The sequence below is a fragment of the Streptomyces sp. NBC_01077 genome (genome assembly GCF_045162855.1).
GTDB lineage: Bacteria > Actinomycetota > Actinomycetes > Streptomycetales > Streptomycetaceae > Streptomyces.
The window spans coordinates 7,033,130-7,050,199 of sequence record NZ_CP108669.1; the positions used below are offsets into that span (position 1 = coordinate 7,033,130).

At 70.0% G+C, this 17,070-nt stretch carries 13 protein-coding genes and 1 pseudogene; 10 read left to right on the forward strand and 4 right to left on the reverse strand.

Going from position 1 to position 17,070, the window contains the following annotated elements; all coding sequences use genetic code 11:
- Positions 1-39 precede the first annotated feature (39 nt).
- Positions 40-2,013 carry an ATP-dependent DNA helicase gene (locus OG462_RS31920; RefSeq protein ID WP_406062908.1) on the forward strand — a complete coding sequence of 658 codons (1,974 nt, stop codon included), beginning with the start codon at positions 40-42 and terminating at the stop codon, positions 2,011-2,013.
- A gap of 111 nt (positions 2,014-2,124) precedes the next feature.
- Here the strand turns inward: OG462_RS31920 and lexA are convergent, their stop codons facing one another.
- A complete protein-coding gene (gene lexA, locus OG462_RS31925) occupies positions 2,125-2,913 on the reverse strand; it encodes a transcriptional repressor LexA (RefSeq protein ID WP_030325322.1) in 789 nt (262 codons plus the stop codon).
- A 437-nt stretch (positions 2,914-3,350) separates the two neighbouring features.
- Between lexA and nrdR the strand changes: the two genes are divergently transcribed.
- Both nrdR and OG462_RS31935 read left to right on the forward strand, forming a co-directional pair.
- Positions 3,351-3,860, forward strand: a complete 510-nt coding sequence (gene nrdR, locus OG462_RS31930) for a transcriptional regulator NrdR (protein ID WP_030325324.1) — start codon at positions 3,351-3,353, stop codon at positions 3,858-3,860.
- Positions 3,861-4,030: 170 nt separating this feature from the next.
- Complete coding sequence (locus OG462_RS31935) at positions 4,031-6,925, forward strand: vitamin B12-dependent ribonucleotide reductase (RefSeq protein WP_406062910.1); 2,895 nt, start codon at positions 4,031-4,033, stop codon at positions 6,923-6,925.
- Positions 6,926-7,004: 79 nt separating this feature from the next.
- On the opposite strand, the gene OG462_RS31940 is transcribed toward OG462_RS31935, so the two are convergent.
- Complete coding sequence (locus OG462_RS31940; RefSeq protein ID WP_406062912.1) at positions 7,005-7,535, reverse strand: TerD family protein; 531 nt, start codon at positions 7,533-7,535, stop codon at positions 7,005-7,007.
- A gap of 106 nt (positions 7,536-7,641) precedes the next feature.
- Between OG462_RS31940 and OG462_RS31945 the strand changes: the two genes are divergently transcribed.
- Together OG462_RS31945 and OG462_RS31950 are read left to right on the forward strand one after the other, a co-directional pair.
- A complete protein-coding gene (locus OG462_RS31945) occupies positions 7,642-8,508 on the forward strand; it encodes an arylamine N-acetyltransferase (protein ID WP_406062914.1) in 867 nt (288 codons plus the stop codon).
- Positions 8,509-8,550: 42 nt separating this feature from the next.
- Positions 8,551-9,156 carry a YdbC family protein gene (locus OG462_RS31950; RefSeq protein WP_406062916.1) on the forward strand — a complete coding sequence of 202 codons (606 nt, stop codon included), beginning with the start codon at positions 8,551-8,553 and terminating at the stop codon, positions 9,154-9,156.
- Positions 9,157-9,293: 137 nt separating this feature from the next.
- On the opposite strand, the gene OG462_RS31955 is transcribed toward OG462_RS31950, so the two are convergent.
- A complete protein-coding gene (locus OG462_RS31955) occupies positions 9,294-9,923 on the reverse strand; it encodes a TetR/AcrR family transcriptional regulator (protein ID WP_406062918.1) in 630 nt (209 codons plus the stop codon).
- A 93-nt stretch (positions 9,924-10,016) separates the two neighbouring features.
- On the opposite strand from OG462_RS31955, the gene OG462_RS31960 reads away from it, so the two are divergent.
- From OG462_RS31960 to OG462_RS31975, 4 genes and pseudogenes are all read left to right on the forward strand, one after another.
- The gene (locus OG462_RS31960) at positions 10,017-11,639 is read left to right on the forward strand and encodes an ABC-F family ATP-binding cassette domain-containing protein (protein ID WP_406062920.1); all 1,623 of its coding nucleotides are present in this window, start codon (positions 10,017-10,019) and stop codon (positions 11,637-11,639) included.
- Between the two features lie 33 nt (positions 11,640-11,672).
- On the forward strand, positions 11,673-12,332 hold the full coding sequence (locus OG462_RS31965) for a histidine phosphatase family protein (protein WP_406062922.1): 660 nt from the start codon (positions 11,673-11,675) through the stop codon (positions 12,330-12,332).
- Between the two features lie 12 nt (positions 12,333-12,344).
- Positions 12,345-13,253: an ADP-ribosylglycohydrolase family protein gene (locus OG462_RS31970; RefSeq protein ID WP_406062924.1), complete on the forward strand. Its 909-nt coding sequence runs from the start codon at positions 12,345-12,347 to the stop codon at positions 13,251-13,253.
- A 131-nt stretch (positions 13,254-13,384) separates the two neighbouring features.
- Positions 13,385-14,592 (forward strand): annotated as a pseudogene (locus tag OG462_RS31975) (IS701 family transposase).
- Positions 14,593-14,749: 157 nt separating this feature from the next.
- Here OG462_RS31975 and OG462_RS31980 read toward each other — a convergent pair.
- A complete protein-coding gene (locus tag OG462_RS31980) occupies positions 14,750-16,303 on the reverse strand; it encodes an MFS transporter (protein ID WP_406062926.1) in 1,554 nt (517 codons plus the stop codon).
- Positions 16,304-16,436: 133 nt separating this feature from the next.
- Between OG462_RS31980 and OG462_RS31985 the strand changes: the two genes are divergently transcribed.
- Complete coding sequence (locus OG462_RS31985; protein WP_406062928.1) at positions 16,437-17,054, forward strand: TetR/AcrR family transcriptional regulator; 618 nt, start codon at positions 16,437-16,439, stop codon at positions 17,052-17,054.
- Positions 17,055-17,070 lie beyond the last annotated feature (16 nt).

Below are 17,070 nucleotides of genomic sequence, written 5' to 3' on the forward strand. Positions count from 1 at the left end.
GCCCTGGCTGTCAGTGGCGCCCCGTAGGGTGGAGGGGCTATGACGAAGCCATCCCTCCCCGACCTCCTCCACGCCGCCGTCTCCGCCGTCGGCGGCACGGAGCGGCCCGGCCAGGTCACCATGGCCGAGGCCGTGGCCGAGGCCATCGACGACAATTCCCACCTCCTCGTCCAGGCCGGTACCGGCACGGGCAAGTCGCTCGGCTATCTGGTGCCGGCGCTGGCCCAGGGGGAGCGGGTGGTGGTGGCCACGGCCACCCTGGCGCTGCAGCGTCAGCTCGTCGAGCGCGACCTTCCGCGGACGGTCGACGCGCTGCATCCGCAGCTGCGCCGCCGTCCCCAGTTCGCCATGCTCAAGGGCCGGTCGAACTACCTCTGTCTGCACCGGCTCCACGAAGGTGTCCCGCAGGACGAGGAGGAAGGGCTCTTCGACCCCTTCGAGGCGGCCGCGCCCAGCAGCAAGCTGGGCCAGGACCTGATGCGGCTCCGGGACTGGTCGGACGAGACGGAGACCGGGGACCGGGACGACCTGACCCCTGGCGTATCCGACAAGGCCTGGGCACAGGTCTCGGTCTCCTCCCGGGAGTGTCTCGGCGCCGCCAAGTGCGCGTACGGGGCGGAGTGCTTCGCCGAGGCGGCCCGCGAGCGGGCCAAGCTCGCCGACGTCGTCGTCACCAACCACGCCCTGCTCGCCATCGACGCCATCGAGGGTGCCCCGGTGCTCCCGCAGCACGAGGTGCTGATCGTCGACGAGGCCCACGAGCTGGTCTCCCGGGTCACCGGGGTCGCCACCGGAGAGCTCACCCCCGGCCAGGTCAACCGGGCCGTGCGTCGGTCCGCGAAGCTCGTCGACGAGAAGGTCGCCGACCAGCTGCAGACCGCCGCCGAGGGCTTCGAGCGGGTCATGGAGCTGGCCCTGCCGGGACGCCTGGAGGAGATCCCGGAAGACCTCGCGTACGCACTGATGGCGCTGCGGGACGCCGCCCGTGCGGTGATCACCGCCCTGGGCTCCACCCGGGACCGGTCCGTGCAGGACGAGGACGCGGTGCGCAAGCAGGCCATGGCCTCCGTGGAGACCGTCCACGGCGTGGCGGAGCGGATCACCCAGGGCTCGGAGTGGGACGTCGTCTGGTACGAGCGGCACGACCGTTTCGGGGCTTCGGTGCGGGTCGCGCCGCTCTCGGTCTCGGGCCTGCTGCGGGAGAAGCTGTTCACGGAGCGGTCGGTGGTCCTGGCCTCGGCCACGCTCAAGCTGGGCGGCGACTTCAACGGCGTCGGGGCCTCGCTCGGGCTGGCTCCCGAGGGCACCCAGGGCGACGACCTTCCCGTGTGGAAGGGGATCGATGTCGGCTCCCCGTTCGACTACCCCAAGCAGGGCATCCTCTACGTCGCCAAGCACCTCTCCCGGCCCGCGCGGGACGGCGACCGGGGGGACATGCTCGATGAGCTGACCGAGCTGATGCAGTCGGCTGGCGGGCGGACCCTCGGCCTGTTCTCGTCGATGCGTGCGGCGCAGCAGGCGGCGGAGGAGCTGCGGACCCGGGTCCCTGAGCTGCCGATCCTGCTCCAGGGCGAGGACACACTGGGTGAGCTGATCAAGAACTTCGCGGCAGACCCGAAGACCTGCCTCTTCGGCACGCTGTCGCTCTGGCAGGGAGTGGACGTCCCGGGAGCCAGCTGCCAGCTGGTCGTCATGGACAAGATCCCGTTCCCGCGCCCGGACGATCCGCTGATGAGCGCCCGGCAGAAGGCCGTCGAGGAGGCCGGGGGCAACGGCTTCATGGCGGTCGCGGCGACCCATGCGGCCCTGCTGATGGCGCAGGGCGCCGGCCGTCTGGTGCGGGCCACGGGCGACCGGGGTGTCGTGGCGGTCCTCGACCCCCGACTGGCGACGGCCCGGTACGGCAGCTATCTGAAGGCCTCGCTGCCCGACTTCTGGTACACGACCGACCGCAATCAGGTGCGGAAGTCGCTGGCGGCCATCGATGCCGCGTCGAAGGCGGCGGGCGCCTGAGGCTCACCGTGTCCGGAGGAGCCACGGGTGCTCCGAAGCTCCTCCGGACACGGCAGGGCCCCGGGACCGGCGCAGTGGGTCCCGGGGCCCGGTCAGAGCCGGCGAGGTGTGTCAGACCCGCCGCAGTACCGCCACCACCTTGCCGAGGATGGTGGCCTCGTCGCCGGGGATCGGCTGGTACGCCGCATTGTGCGGGAGCAGCCAGACGTGACCGTCTTCGCGCTTGAAGCGCTTGACCGTGGCCTCGCCGTCCAGCATGGCCGCGACGATGTCGCCGTTCTCCGCGACGGGCTGCCGCCGGACGGTGACCCAGTCGCCGTCACAGATGGCGGCCTCGATCATCGAGTCGCCGACGACCTTGAGGACGAACAGCTCGCCGTCCCCGACCAGCTGCCGCGGGAGGGGGAAGACGTCCTCGACGGACTCCTCGGCGAGGATCGGGCCACCGGCCGCGATCCGGCCGACCAGGGGGACGTACGACGCGGCGGGCTTGCCCGTGGTGTCGGTCGGCTGGGTGCTCGGCTGGTCGGAGCCGCGCACCTCGTAGGCCCGGGGGCGGTGCGGGTCACGGCGGAGGAAGCCCTTGCGCTCCAGCGCCATGAGCTGGTGTGCCACCGAGGACGTGCTGGACAGGCCGACCGCCTGTCCGATCTCGCGCATCGACGGCGGGTAGCCGCGCCGCTGGACCGAGTCACGGATGACCTCGATGACCCTGCGCTGCCGGTCGGTGAGACCGGAGCTGTCGGCTCGGATGCCTGGAGGTCGCCCGGGGAGGGCCCGGGCAGGTCGCCCGGGGTCCTCGCCGTTCATGCTTGTGTCATTCATGGCGTGCACCGGCTCGAGTCGGCCCTGGGAGCGGTCCTGGGCGGTGATGGTGGCACTGTCTGCGGTGGTGGTCACGTCGTCGGCCCCTCTCGAATGGTCTCCCTGGCTGGCACAACGGTAGTGGCTTTCGAAAGGTTGCGCCAAACACACGTTCGAGTGAAAATTCGCAGATTGCCTTACGCCTGTTCAGGTGCGGGTGTATGAGCACACTCACGCGCCGTCCCAATTCGGTCGTTACGGTAGCCTTCGCCGCTGGGTCGCGCGCCTCCGGTGCACCCTCCCAGTGTCGCACCCGCAGGGGCGGAATCGCGGGAGCGGGTGCGTCGCGACACGCGGAGGGCCCGGAATCGCCGCGAACCCAAGATCTAGTGGTTGGATGGCACCGGCCACCCAGGGGTAGTGGTCCCCGGTCTGCCGGGGGTGCCCACATCGCCTATGCTGGTGGTCGCTTCGCAGGGCCTTGAGGGTCCGGTGAGGTTCACCAGTCGTGCCATGAGGGAGGGTCGGAACCAATGCACTGCCCCTTCTGCAGGCACCCCGACAGTCGTGTCGTCGACAGTCGCACCACGGACGACGGGACGTCGATCCGGCGCCGTCGCCAGTGCCCCGACTGCTCCCGTCGTTTCACGACGGTGGAGACGTGCTCGCTCATGGTGGTGAAGCGGTCCGGTGTCACCGAGCCCTTCAGCCGTACCAAGGTCATCTCCGGCGTACGCAAGGCGTGCCAGGGGCGACCGGTCACCGAGGACGCCCTCGCCAAGCTCGGCCAGCGGGTCGAGGAGGCGGTGCGCGCCACCGGCAGCGCCGAACTGACCACCCACGACGTGGGTCTGGCCATTCTCGGCCCGTTGCAGGAGCTCGACCTCGTCGCGTACCTGCGCTTCGCGTCCGTGTACAAGGCTTTCGACAGCCTCGAAGACTTCGAGGCCGCCATCGCGGAACTCCGCGTGCGGCCTCCCGCTGAGAACCGCGGGACCGGTGCGACCCCTGAGGTCCCCGTTCCCGCCACCGCCGCCGACTGACCGGCGGTCCGGGCCCTTGCGCCCGGCGGCCGGCCGCCGAGCGGCCTGGCAGACGTGCCCCGAGCGACCCCTGAGGCGCTCGTGGCAGCAGTACAGAACGACGTACAGAAGACGGTGCCCTGGGACTATCTGGGCGCCAAAGTGTGTTTTGCCCGTATATGGGAGGCGGCATGACAGAGACGGCGAGCGGTCCGGCACGTGGTTCTCGTTCCAAGGGAACGAAGGCGGCGACCAAGGGCCTGCGTATCGAGCGCATCCACACCACCCCCGGCGTGCATCCGTACGACGAGGTGGCCTGGGAGCGCCGTGACGTCGTCATGACCAACTGGCGCGACGGCTCGATCAACTTCGAGCAGCGTGGCGTCGAGTTCCCCGACTTCTGGTCGGTGAACGCGGTCAACATCGTCACCAGCAAGTACTTCCGCGGGGCCGTCGGCACCCCGCAGCGCGAGACCGGTCTCAAGCAGCTCATCGACCGGATCGTGAAGACGTACACGAAGGCCGGCGAGGAGTACGGCTACTTCTCCTCGCCCGCCGACGCCGAGATCTTCGAGCACGAGCTGGCCTACGCCCTCCTGCACCAGATCTTCAGCTTCAACTCGCCGGTCTGGTTCAACGTCGGCACGCCCCAGCCCCAGCAGGTCTCCGCCTGCTTCATCCTGTCCGTCGACGACTCCATGGAGTCCATCCTCGACTGGTACAAGGAAGAGGGCATGATCTTCAAGGGCGGCTCCGGCGCCGGCCTGAACCTCTCCCGGATCCGCTCCTCCAAGGAGCTCCTCTCCTCCGGCGGCAACGCCTCCGGCCCGGTCTCGTTCATGCGGGGCGCCGACGCCTCCGCCGGAACGATCAAGTCGGGCGGCGCGACCCGTCGCGCGGCCAAGATGGTCATCCTCGACGTCGACCACCCCGACATCGAGGACTTCATCGAGACCAAGGTCAAGGAGGAGGAGAAGATCCGCGCCCTCCGTGACGCGGGCTTCGACATGGACCTGGGCGGCGACGACATCACGTCCGTCCAGTACCAGAACGCCAACAACTCGGTCCGTGTGAACGACACGTTCATGAAGGCCGTCGAGTCCGGCGGGAAGTTCGGCCTCACCTCCCGGATGACCGGCGAGGTCATCGAGGAGGTCGACGCCAAGTCGCTCTTCCGCAAGATGGCCGAGGCCGCGTGGGCCTGCGCCGACCCGGGCATCCAGTACGACGACACGATCAACCACTGGCACACCTGCCCCGAGTCCGGCCGTATCAACGGCTCGAACCCGTGCAGCGAGTACATGCACCTGGACAACACGTCCTGCAACCTCGCCTCGCTGAACCTGATGAAGTTCCTCAAGGACGACGGCAAGGGCAAGCAGTCCTTCGAGGTCGAGCGCTTCGCCAAGGTCGTCGAGCTCGTCATCACCGCGATGGACATCTCCATCTGCTTCGCCGACTTCCCCACCGAGAAGATCGGCGAGAACACCCGCGCCTACCGCCAGCTCGGCATCGGCTACGCCAACCTCGGCGCCCTGCTGATGGCGACCGGCCACGCGTACGACTCCGACGGCGGCCGCGCGCTCGCCGGTGCCATCACCTCCCTGATGACCGGCACCTCGTACAAGCGCTCCGCCGAGCTCGCCGCGGTCGTCGGCGCGTACGACGGCTACGCCCGCAACGCCGAGCCGCACCAGCGCGTCATGCAGCAGCACGCCGACGAGAACACCAAGGCCGTTCGCATGGACGACCTCGACTCGCCGATCTGGGCCGCCGCCACGGAGGCCTGGCAGGACGTGATCCGCCTCGGCGCCAAGAACGGCTTCCGCAACGCGCAGGCCTCGGTCATCGCCCCGACCGGCACCATCGGTCTCGCGATGTCCTGCGACACCACCGGTCTCGAGCCCGACCTCGCCCTGGTCAAGTTCAAGAAGCTCGTCGGCGGCGGCTCGATGCAGATCGTCAACGGCACCGTCCCGCAGGCCCTGCGCCGCCTGGGCTACCAGGAGGAGCAGATCGAGGCGGTCGTCGCCCACATCGCCGAGAACGGCAATGTGATCGACGCCCCCGGTCTGAAGGCCGAGCACTACGAGGTCTTCGACTGCGCCATGGGCGAGCGCTCCATCTCCGCGATGGGCCACGTCCGCATGATGGCCGCCATCCAGCCGTGGATCTCGGGCGCCCTCTCCAAGACCGTGAACCTGCCGGAGACGGCCACGGTCGAGGACGTCGAGGAGGTCTACTTCGAGGCCTGGAAGATGGGCGTCAAGGCGCTCGCCATCTACCGCGACAACTGCAAGGTCGGCCAGCCCCTCTCCGCGAAGAAGAAGGAAGAGGAGAAGGTCGAGGTCACCGCGAAGACCGAGGCGACGATCCGCGAGGCCGTCGAGAAGGTCGTCGAGTACCGTCCGGTCCGCAAGCGCCTGCCCAAGGGCCGCCCGGGGATCACCACCTCCTTCACCGTCGGTGGCGCCGAGGGTTACATGACCGCCAACTCCTACCCGGACGACGGTCTCGGCGAGGTCTTCCTCAAGATGTCCAAGCAGGGTTCGACGCTCGCCGGCATGATGGACGCCTTCTCCATCGCCGTCTCCGTCGGTCTGCAGTACGGCGTCCCGCTGGAGACGTACGTCTCGAAGTTCACCAACATGCGCTTCGAGCCGGCCGGTATGACGGACGACCCGGACGTGCGGATGGCGCAGTCGATCGTCGACTACATCTTCCGCCGCCTGGCGCTGGACTTCCTGCCCTTCGAGACCCGCTCCGCGCTCGGCATCCACTCGGCCGAGGAGCGTCAGCGCCACCTGGACACCGGCTCGTACGAGCAGTCCGTCGAGGACGAGATCGACGTCGAGGCGCTGGCCCAGTCCGCGCCCCGCACCCAGGAGCTGAAGGCCGTCGCGGCCCCGGCCCCGAAGATCGAGGTCCCGGCGCCGCAGCAGGCGCACACCTCGGCGGAGCTCGTCGAGATGCAGCTCGGCATCAGCGCCGACGCCCCGCTCTGCTTCTCCTGCGGTACGAAGATGCAGCGCGCCGGCTCCTGCTACATCTGCGAGGGCTGCGGCTCGACCAGCGGCTGCAGCTGACATCGAGTAGTTGCTCAGTGAAGGGGACCGGCCCTGCGCCGGTCCCCTTCACCGCGTCCGGGCCCGGGCGTCCGGGCCTTCAGGGGCGTGCGGCACCCAGCACGGTGCCGAACACCTGGGGGTCGGCGTCGAAGCCGTGGCTGATCGGGCGGTACGTCCAGCCGTCGGCGCCGTCTCTCGTGAACTCCACGACCGTCGCCGAGAGAGCGTCCGGCACGTCCGCGAAGTCGTGGACCAGCAGGTCCGTGTAGCCCTCGCGCACCCGTACACCCGCGTTCGCTATGTCGCCGAAGGACCGCCGCCCGCCGCCCTGCTGTATCGCGACACCCACCACCACGCGCGCGTACTGCGGTGCCAGCCGGTTCAGCTCCAGGGTCATGGCCTCGTCGTAACCGAATCCCTGGCCCGTACGGCTGTCCCGGTGGAGCGTGATCGTGCCGTCGGGGGACCGACTGCCGAAGTGCACCAGCTGGACCGGCGCTCCGTGCGGGTCGTCCGCCGCGAAGACGCCGGCGACGATGTCCAGGTCGTGGGCCGGCGCGCCGATCGGGGCAGGGTCCCACCTGAGCGTCACCTCGACCCGTCCCACCCCTTTGTTGAGTCCGCTCATGGTGCTTCCCCTCTCCGCGTACGCCCCCGCGCACGCCTCGCGTCGTACCGCTGACCCGCTCAAAAGCCCGTGGTCGTGGGCCGGTTGCTCATGGTGTCATGGGGCTGTGACAGAGGACCCGGGGGTTGAGGGGGCGAGTGGTTTGTGGAGCGGTGAGGAGCTGGATCTCGACGCATATCTGGCTCGAATCGGATATGCCGTCGAGCGGGACGGGAAACTCGCCCCCGATCTGGGGACATTGAAGGCCCTTCACCGCGCGCATGTCCGGGCCGTTCCGTTCGAGAACCTCGACGTCGCGCTCGGGAGACCGGTGCCACTGGACCTGAAGAGCCTTCAGGGCAAGCTCGTCGAGAGACGTCGCGGTGGCTACTGCTACGAGCAGAACTCGCTGTTCGCGGCGGTACTCGAGCGGATCGGCTTCACGGTCGCCGGGCGGGGAGCCCGCAACCGTTCGCGCGGCGCCACGCTGCCGCCCGTCACGCACGCGCTTCTTGTCGTCACGATCGAGGGCGAACAGTGGCTCGCCGACGTCGGGTTCGGCTGGCAGGGGCCGCTGGAACCGGTGCCCCTGCGGGACGGGGCGCGTGTCGAGCAGAGCGGCTGGACGTTCGGGATCGGTGTCGAGGGCGAGGGCATCCATGTGCTGCGTTCCCTGCGGCCGGAAGGCTGGAGCGACCTGTACGCGTTCTCCCCGCAGACCCTCTATCCCGGCGACTTCACCGTCATGAACCACTACAGCTCCAGCCATCCGCAGTCGCGTTTTCTCGGCCAGGTCGTGGCCCAGCGGCCCGGGCCGGACGTGCGAAGAGCGCTGGTGCGCGACACGCTGTCGACGGTGCGGACGGACGGCGTCACCGAGGAACGCGTCGTGACCGCGGGTGAGTTGATCGCGACGCTCGCATCCGAATTCGGGATCGAACTGGACGACGAGGAGCGCGCGGGTCTGGAGCGAATGCACCCGGTGGGAGTCTGACGAGGTCTGCCGGGGCGGTCGTCGGCCCCGTACGATGGCGCGGTGCTGGTCAAGTGGATTCGCTGCACCGTGATGGACCGTCGAGGGTTCGAGCGGGGGCAGCGGAAATGGGCGGGGCTGCTCGGTGAGCCGGGATTCCGGGGCCAGGGTGGCGGGTGGAGCCGGGCTCGGCCGGACGTCGCCCACATTTTCGCGTTCTGGGAGAGCCGTGCCTTCTACGACTCCTTCATGGCGCGCTCGCACGATCGTCTGGCGGCCGCCCAGATGGGCACGTACAAGAACATCCAGGTCAAGCTGTTCGACCACCGCTTCGACGTGAAGACGGGGTTCGAACCGCGGTTCTCCGATGCCGATGTGGCGCGGGTGGCGCACTGCCGTGTCCACGAGGACCGTGCCGAGCACTTCGCGCTCATGCAGGAGAAGGTGTGGAACCCGGCGATGGCCGGGTCCCCGGGCATGCTGCGGGGCCTGTTCGGCGAGGCGCCGGGAAGCGAGTTCCTGGTGCTGTCGATGTGGCAGTCCGCCGCGGAGCACGGCAAGTACCGGGCGGAGCGGATCGAGCGGCTCGGACTGCGGGCCAGGACCGCGGCCGATGTGGCGGCACTGGCCGGTGACGTGGTGCAGCTCGAGTCGTCCTGGACGGTCTGAGGAGGCCCGGGCCGCCCTGGAGGGGTTGGGCGTAGGTCCCTGCCGGCCGTTTCGAACGGCCGGAGGAGGCCTGCGCCGGGCCGAGAAGGCCTGGAGGGTGTCTTGCTGATCGGGCCGGCTCGCGGCAAGACCACCCCCTAGGCCGGGGCGAACGCCCCCGCCTCGACCCCGGCAAGCACCGCGCGTGCCGCCTGGTCCGCGAGTGCGCCGTCGATCGGTTCGCGGGTGACGAAGAGGCGCAGGAACAGGGGCGCCGAGACTGCCCGGACGACCGCCCCCGCGTCGGTGTCCCGCGGCGCTTCGCCGCGGGCGACGGCCCTGGTGACGACGACCTCGCAGCGACGGAAGCGCTCGGTGCAGAAGCTGTGCAGGGCCGTGGCGGCCCGTGGGGACTGGAACGCGGCGCCGACGAACGCGATCGGGGCCGCGCCGGCGGCGGGATCGCCGAAGGCGTCGACGACCTCACGCGCGAGTGCGCGCAGATCTCCGGAGAGGCTCCCGGTGTCCGGCGGCGTCCAGGCGTCCTCGCTCGCCAGGTCGAGCGCGTCGGCGAGGAGCCCTTCGACACTGCCCCAACGCCGGTAGAGCGTCGTCTTGTGGACCCCCGAGTGCTCGGCCACGTACTCCACGGTCAGGGCGGGGTAGCCGTGCTCGGACAGGCCGGTCAGGACGGCGTCGCGGACCGCCGCCCGGGTGCGGGCGGTGCGGCCGCCGGGACGCGTGCTGCCGGGTGGAGGGGCCGGGCGGTCCTCGATCGAGTCATTCAATTGCTACTCCCGTTGCGTTAGGGGGTTCGAGTGTGCCACACTCGCCTTAATGCGATCCAGGTTGCATTTGACGGTCTACTCATGGAGACGCCCTTGCCCACTCAGATCTCGCTGCACGACGTCGTCGTGACCCGTGGTGAACGACTGCTTCTCGACCAGGTCTCGCTCTCCGTGCGCCCCGGGGAACGGATCGGGATCGTGGGGGAGAACGGTGCGGGGAAGTCGACTCTGCTGCGCCTCCTCGCCGGGGCGGACCGGCCCGACGAGGGCAGGGTCGTCACCGTCGCCGACGGTGGTGTGCGGATGCTCGCGCAGACCCCCGAGCTACCTCCCGGTGCCACCGTCGGTGACGCGATCGACGCCGCGCTCGCCGAGCTCCGCGCCATGGAGCGGCGGCTGCGCGCACTCGAAACCGAACTCGAAGCCGGACTCGACCCGGCGGATGGGACGGTGCTCGACGTGTACGGCGAGCTCCTCACCGCCTACGAACTCCGGGGCGGGTACGAGGCGGACGCCCGGGTCGACAAGGCTCTTTACGGACTCGGCCTTGCCGGTACCGGTCGTGAGCGGATACTCGGCAGCCTCTCCGGTGGCGAGCTGGCCCGGCTCGGCATCGCCTGCGCGGTCGCGGCCGGCCCCGAGGTGCTCCTGCTCGACGAACCCACCAACCACCTCGACGCGCAGGCGCTCGACTGGCTGGAGGGAGCCCTCCTCGCCCATCGCGGCACGGTCGTGGCCGTCTCCCACGACCGGACCTTCCTGGAGCGGGTCGCCACCGCGATCGTCGAGGCGGACGCAGACCGCCGTGCGCTCGTGCGGTACGGCGACGGATACGCCGGCTACCGCGCGGCACGGGTGGCCGCACGGCGGCGCTGGGAGGAGTCCTACGAGGAGTGGTGCGAGGAGACGGCACGGCTGGAGGCGTACGCCTCGACCACGGCTCACGGCGTCGCACCCGGGAGGGAGATGAAGGACAACAACAAGATGGCCTTCGACCGGGCGGCGGGCCGCGTCCAGGCCTCCGTCTCCGGGCGCGTCCGCAACGCCCGGGAGCGGCTGAGACGACTGCGCGAGGAGCCTGTGCCGCAGCCGCCTCCACCCCTCTCCTTCACCGCCCGGCCCCTGGCGGGCGGTGCGGAGGGAGCGCTCGTCACCCTGACCGGAGTGCGGGTCGCGGACCGTCTCGCCGTGGACACGCTCACCGTCGGGGCGGGGGAGCGGCTCCTCGTCCACGGTGGCAACGGTGCGGGGAAGTCCACCCTGCTGCGGGTCATGGCAGGGGTGGTCAGCCCCGACGCCGGCGACGTCCGCCGCGCCGGACGCGTCGGATACCTGTCCCAGGACGTCACTGTCCGGCGCCCGGAGGAACGGCTGCTGACCTGTTTCGGACGTGGGCTCGCCCTCGCCGAGGACGAGCGGGCCGAACTGCTCCTGTCGTACGGACTGTTCCGCCCGGCCGACCTGAGCGTGCCGGTCGGAGGTCTCTCCGCGGGCCAGCTCCGCCGGCTGGCGCTCGCCCGACTGCTGTCCCGGCCCGCCGACCTCCTTCTTCTCGACGAGCCGGGCAACCACCTGGCCCTGGGGCTCGTGGAGGAGCTGGAGGAGGCCCTGGAGCAGTGGACGGGAGCCCTCGTGGTGGTCTCCCACGACCGTGCCCTGCGCACCCGCTTCACCGGGCACATACGCCGGATGGACTCCGGGCGCCTCCTCGGCTGAGCCTGCCCGGGAGCGGCGATCTAGGGTCGGGGTATGGCACGACCGCGGCGCATCGTTCTCGTACGGCACGGAGAGTCCGAGGGCAATGTCGATGACACGGTGTACGAACGGGAGCCCGATCACGCCCTGCGTCTCACGGAGACCGGATGGCGGCAGGCGGAGGAGACGGGGGAGCGGCTTCGGGAACTCTTCGGGGACGAGGCGGTCAGCGTCTACGTCTCGCCGTACCGCCGCACCCACGAGACCCTCCGCGCCTTCCGGCTGCCCCCGGAGCAGGTCCGGGTACGGGAGGAGCCGCGCCTGCGGGAGCAGGACTGGGGCAACTGGCAGGAGCGGGAGGACGTACGTCTGCAGAAGGCCTACCGGGACGCGTACGGGCACTTCTTCTACCGCTTCGCCCAGGGGGAGTCGGGGGCGGACGTCTACGACCGGGTCGGGGCGTTCCTGGAGAGCCTCTACCGCAGTTTCGAGGCGCCCGACCATCCGCCCAACGTCCTCATCGTCACCCACGGACTGACCATGCGCCTGTTCTGCATGCGCTGGTTCCACTGGACGGTCGCGGATTTCGAGTCCCTGTCGAATCCCGGCAACGCCGAGACCCGCACGCTCCTGCTCGACGAGGACGGCCGATACCGTCTGGACAGGCCGTTCGAACGCTGGCGTACCCCGGAACCGTACGGCCATACCGGATAGAGTGGCAGACCGATGACCGCTGACTCCTCATTCGACGGGCGCTTCGACCGCGCCCTGGCCAGCCTGCGCGGGCTGTCCGTGGGAGACGCCCTGGGCTCCCAGTTCTTCGTACCCGCCAACTACCCCCTGCTGAAGCGGCGCGAGCTGCCCGACGGCCCCTGGCAGTGGACCGACGACACCGAGATGGCCTGCTCCGTCCTGGCCGTCCTCGCCCGCCACGAACGGATCGACCAGGACGCCCTGGCGATGTCCTTCGCTCAGCACCACGACTTCGACCGGGGCTACGGCCCGGCGGTCAACCGCATGCTCCGGCTCATCAGGGAGGGCGGCGACTGGCGGGAGCTGGCCGCCGCGCTCTTCCAGGGGCAGGGCTCGTGGGGCAACGGCGCCGCGATGCGGATCGCGCCGCTCGGTGCCTGGTACGCGGAAGACCCGGAGCAGGCGACGCACCAGGCCGAGATCTCCGCGTACACGACCCACCAGCACCGGGAGGCCGTGGTGGGCGCCATGGCCGTCGCCGCCGCGGCCGCCCTGGCCGCAGACCCGGCGGGACCGCCCACGCCGGAAGCACTGCTCGACGGGGTCATCGCCCTTGTGCCGCGCAGCGCGGTCGGGGCGGGGTTGCGCCGAGCCCGCGACATGCTCGATTACGGCGACGCGGGCACCGTCGCCGCCGTCCTCGGCAGCGGCCGGCGGACGAGCGCACACGACACGGTTCCGTTCGCCCTGTGGTCGGCGGCCCGTGGCCTCGGTGATTTCGAGCGGGTGTTCTGGACGACCGCGCAGGTCGGCGGGGATGTCGACACGACCTGTGCCATCGCCGGAGGCGTGGTGGCCGCCGCGGTGACCGGGGCGCCGCCGGCGGAGTGGCTGCGACAGACCGAGGACCTTCCGGAGTGGGTTCCGGTCGCGACGGCCTGAAACGGCACGATGGCCCTAGGGGGGTGTCTTGTCGATCAGGCCGGGCTCGCGGCGTGATCGACAAGACACCCCCTAGTAGTGCTTTGTTAGGTGGTCTTGTCGTGGTGGGTGGGTGGTAGTTCGCTGGCTGTATGAGGGCTGGGGAGCTTGCCGCGGTGCGGGGCCGGTTGGAGGGTTTCGCGGCGGAGGTGTTCGCGCCGTTGGTGCGTCGGGACCAGAGAGCGAAGGGCGCGTTATATCTGCGGGGGCTGCTGCTGGACGGCCGCAGGAAGTCGATGCAGCCGATGGCTGAACGGCTCGGTGTCGATCACCAGCAGTTGCAGCAGTTCATCACGACCTCGACGTGGCAGGTCAGGGACGTGCGCGCCCGGCTGGCGTGGCGGGCGGTGGCCGTCGTGCAGCCGCAGGTGTGGGTGGTGGACGACACCGGCTTCCCCAAGGAAGGCCGTTCCTCGGCCGGGGTGGCCCGGCAGTACTCGGGCACCCTGGGCAAGGTCGGCAACTGCCAGATCGGCGTCAGTGTCCACGCCGCCTCCGAGGAGGCTTCGTGCCCGTTGTCCTGGCGCCTGTTCCTGCCCGCCGCCTGGGACGGTCCCGACGCCCAGGCCCGCAGGCGGGCCTGCCGGATCCCCGACGACGAGCGCCACCGTCCCAAGTGGCAGCTCGCCCTGGACATGCTCGACGAACTCGCCGGCTCCGGGCTGCGGCCCGCCGTCCTGGTCGCCGATACCGGCTACGGCGCGAACGCCGACTTCCGCCACGGCCTGGACGAACGCGGCCTGGCCTGGGTGCTGCAGGCCAAGGGCGAGATGACCGCCCACGGCCGGGACGCGGTGCCGCACCAGCCCGAGTACGGCGGGCTCGGCCCCAGGCCGCTGCCCCGCTACCGCACCCGGCCCGTGTCATTGCGCGAGCACATACTGGCCGCAGGTCGCGGCCGCGGTCGGACCGTGACCTGGCGCAAGGGATCGAAGGCGGCGATGAGCTCGCACTTCGTTTCCTGCGCGTCCGGCTCGCGGGCCGTCGCCCGAAACCGGCCGCCGACGGCACGATCGGGCTGTCCTGGCTGATCGCCCGGTGGCCCGAGGGCGAGCGCGAACCGGTGCAGTACTGGATCTCGAACCTGCCACCCGATATCCCCGCCAGGGATCTGGTCCGGCTGGCAAAAGCCCGGTGGCGGATCGAGCACGACTACCGCGAGCTGAAAACAGCCCTGGGCCTGGACCACTTCGAGGGCCGTTCGTTCGCCGGCTGGCACCGGCACGTCACCCTCGTCACCGCCGCCCACCTGTTCCTGACCGAACAGCGGAGACACCCAAAAGCCCCTGCCAGGGCCTGACCCTCTACCAGGCCCTGGACCTCCTCCAACAGCTCATCGCCACCTGGACCGGCACCTGCCCCACCTGCCGACAGACCGTCCCATGGCAGCCCTACGACACCACCTAACAAAGCACTACTAGAGCCCCGTTCGGGGTTCAAGGGCCATCGGTGTCTTGTCAGGCCACCGGCCCGGCGGCCTCCGCACGGCCGCTGAGCGCTTCCAGGTCGCTCTTGCGGACCCGGATCACCAGGACGGCCGTGACCAGCGCGATCAGCACCATCGCGACGGCGGCCGTGAACGCCGAGGAGATGCCCGAGGTCAGCACCTCGTGACCCCAGGGCGGGGGCAGCTCCTTCGTCTTCATGGCCTCGGCCTGCTGCTCCGGTGTCGAGTTCGCGAGGAAGTCGGGCATCTGCTTGTCGCCTTCCTCGCGGCTCGCCGTTCCGAAGACCGTGACCAGGATGGACAGGCCGAGCGAACCGCCGACCTGCTGCGTGGCGTTGAGCAGGCCCGACGCGGCTCCCGCCTCGTGCTGGGCCACTCCGGAGACGGCCGTGAGCGTGAGCGTCACGAAGTTGAGGCCCATGCCGAAGCCGAACAGGACCATCGGGCCGAGGACGCCGCTCGCGTAGCTGCTGTCCGAGCTGATGAACGTCAGCCAGAACAGACCCGCACCGGTGAACGCCGAACCGCTCACCATGAACGGCTTGGGGCCGAGTACCGGCAGCAGCCGCTGCGCGAGTCCCGCGCCGGTGGCGATCGCGACCGTCACGGGAAGGAAGGCGAGCCCGGACTGGATCGGGCTGTACCCCAGGACGTCCTGGACCCAGAGCACGATGAAGAAGAACATGCCGAACATGGCCGCCGCCAGGCTGAGCATGATGACGTACGTGCCCGAGCGATTGCGGTCCGCGAACATCCGGAGCGGCGTGATCGGTTCCTTTGCGCGCGATTCCACGAGCGCGAAGGCGACGAGCAGGATGACCGCCGAGACGAAGGAGCCGATGGTCAGTGCGTCCTCCCAGCCCTTCTCGGACGCCCGGATGAACCCGTAGACCAGCGCGGCCATGCCGAGTGTCGAGGTCGCGGCGCCCGCGATGTCGAACCGGCCGGGGTGACGCTCGGACTCCGCGATGTAGCGCGGGGTCAGGAAGGCGATCAGCAGACCGATCGGGACGTTCACGAAGAGGACCCAGCGCCAGTCCAGCCACTCCGTGAGCACGCCGCCGGCGAGCAGACCGATCGCGCCGCCACCGGCGGAGACGGCGGCGAACACGCCGAACGCCCGGTTGCGTTCCGGCCCTTCGGGGAAAGTCGTCGTGATCAGCGCGAGCGACGTGGGCGAGGCGATGGCGCCGCCGACACCCTGCAGGGCGCGCGCGGCGAGCAGGTGCCAGGGCTCCTGGGCGAAGCCTCCGAGCAGCGAGGCGAAGGTGAAGAGCAGGATGCCGGCCATGAACACCCGGCGGCGCCCCAGGATGTCCCCGGCCCGTCCACCGAGGAGCAGCAGGCCACCGAAGGTGAGCGTGTAGGCGCTGAGCACCCACGACAGATCGGTGGTCGAGAAGGAGAGCGCGTCCTGGATGTGTGGCAGGGCGATGTTCACGATGGTGGCGTCGAGGACGACCATCAGTTGGCAGGCGGCGATGACGGTCAAGGCGATACCCGGCCGACCTCCGGCGCGAGCGGGTCCGTCCTTGGTCTGTGTGTCCACCGGAGAAGTTGTCACTATGGATCCCCCACGGAAGAATTAGTGAACGCACCCGTTCACTGTCCATCACGGTAGTGAGTCCCCCTCAGTGAACGCAACCGTTCACTGAGCACTGCCGACGACCTGACATCGCTTCAACGGAGAGATCCTGATGGTTACTTCACGCTCCGCGGCCGCCGCCCGGCCGGAAGGGGTGGTACTGCGACGCCGAGGTCCCGTGCTCGAACGGGCCATCCTGGAGGCCGCGCTCGAGCAGCTGGGCAGCGTCGGCTGGAACGGCCTGACGATGGAAGGTGTCGCGGTCGGCGCGCAGACGGGCAAAGCCGCGGTGTACCGGCGATGGCCTTCGAAGGAAGACCTCGTCGCGGACGCCCTCCAGGCCGGACTGCCGACCCTCGACGAGGCCCCGGACCTCGGGAGTGTCCGCGAGGAGCTGTACGAGCTGTGCCGCCGTGTCCGGGACGTCATGTACTCCAAGCCCGGCTTCGCCCTCCGCGCTGTACTTCACGAATGCGACGCCGAGGCAGCCGAGCGGTTCCACGGCCTGATCGTCACAGGGGTGGTCGAACCCTCGGCCCGACTCTTCCGGGATGTGCTGCGCCGCGGAATCGCACGGGGCGAGGTGCGTGCGGACGCGAACGACGACCTGGTGATCGACGTCATTCCCGCGATGATGATGTACCGGTCGAAGGTGTGCGCCAGCGAATGGCCGGACGGTGACATCGCCGATCTGATCGACCGGATCATGGTGCCGCTGCTGCGCGTCTGACGTGGCCGGGACGGCC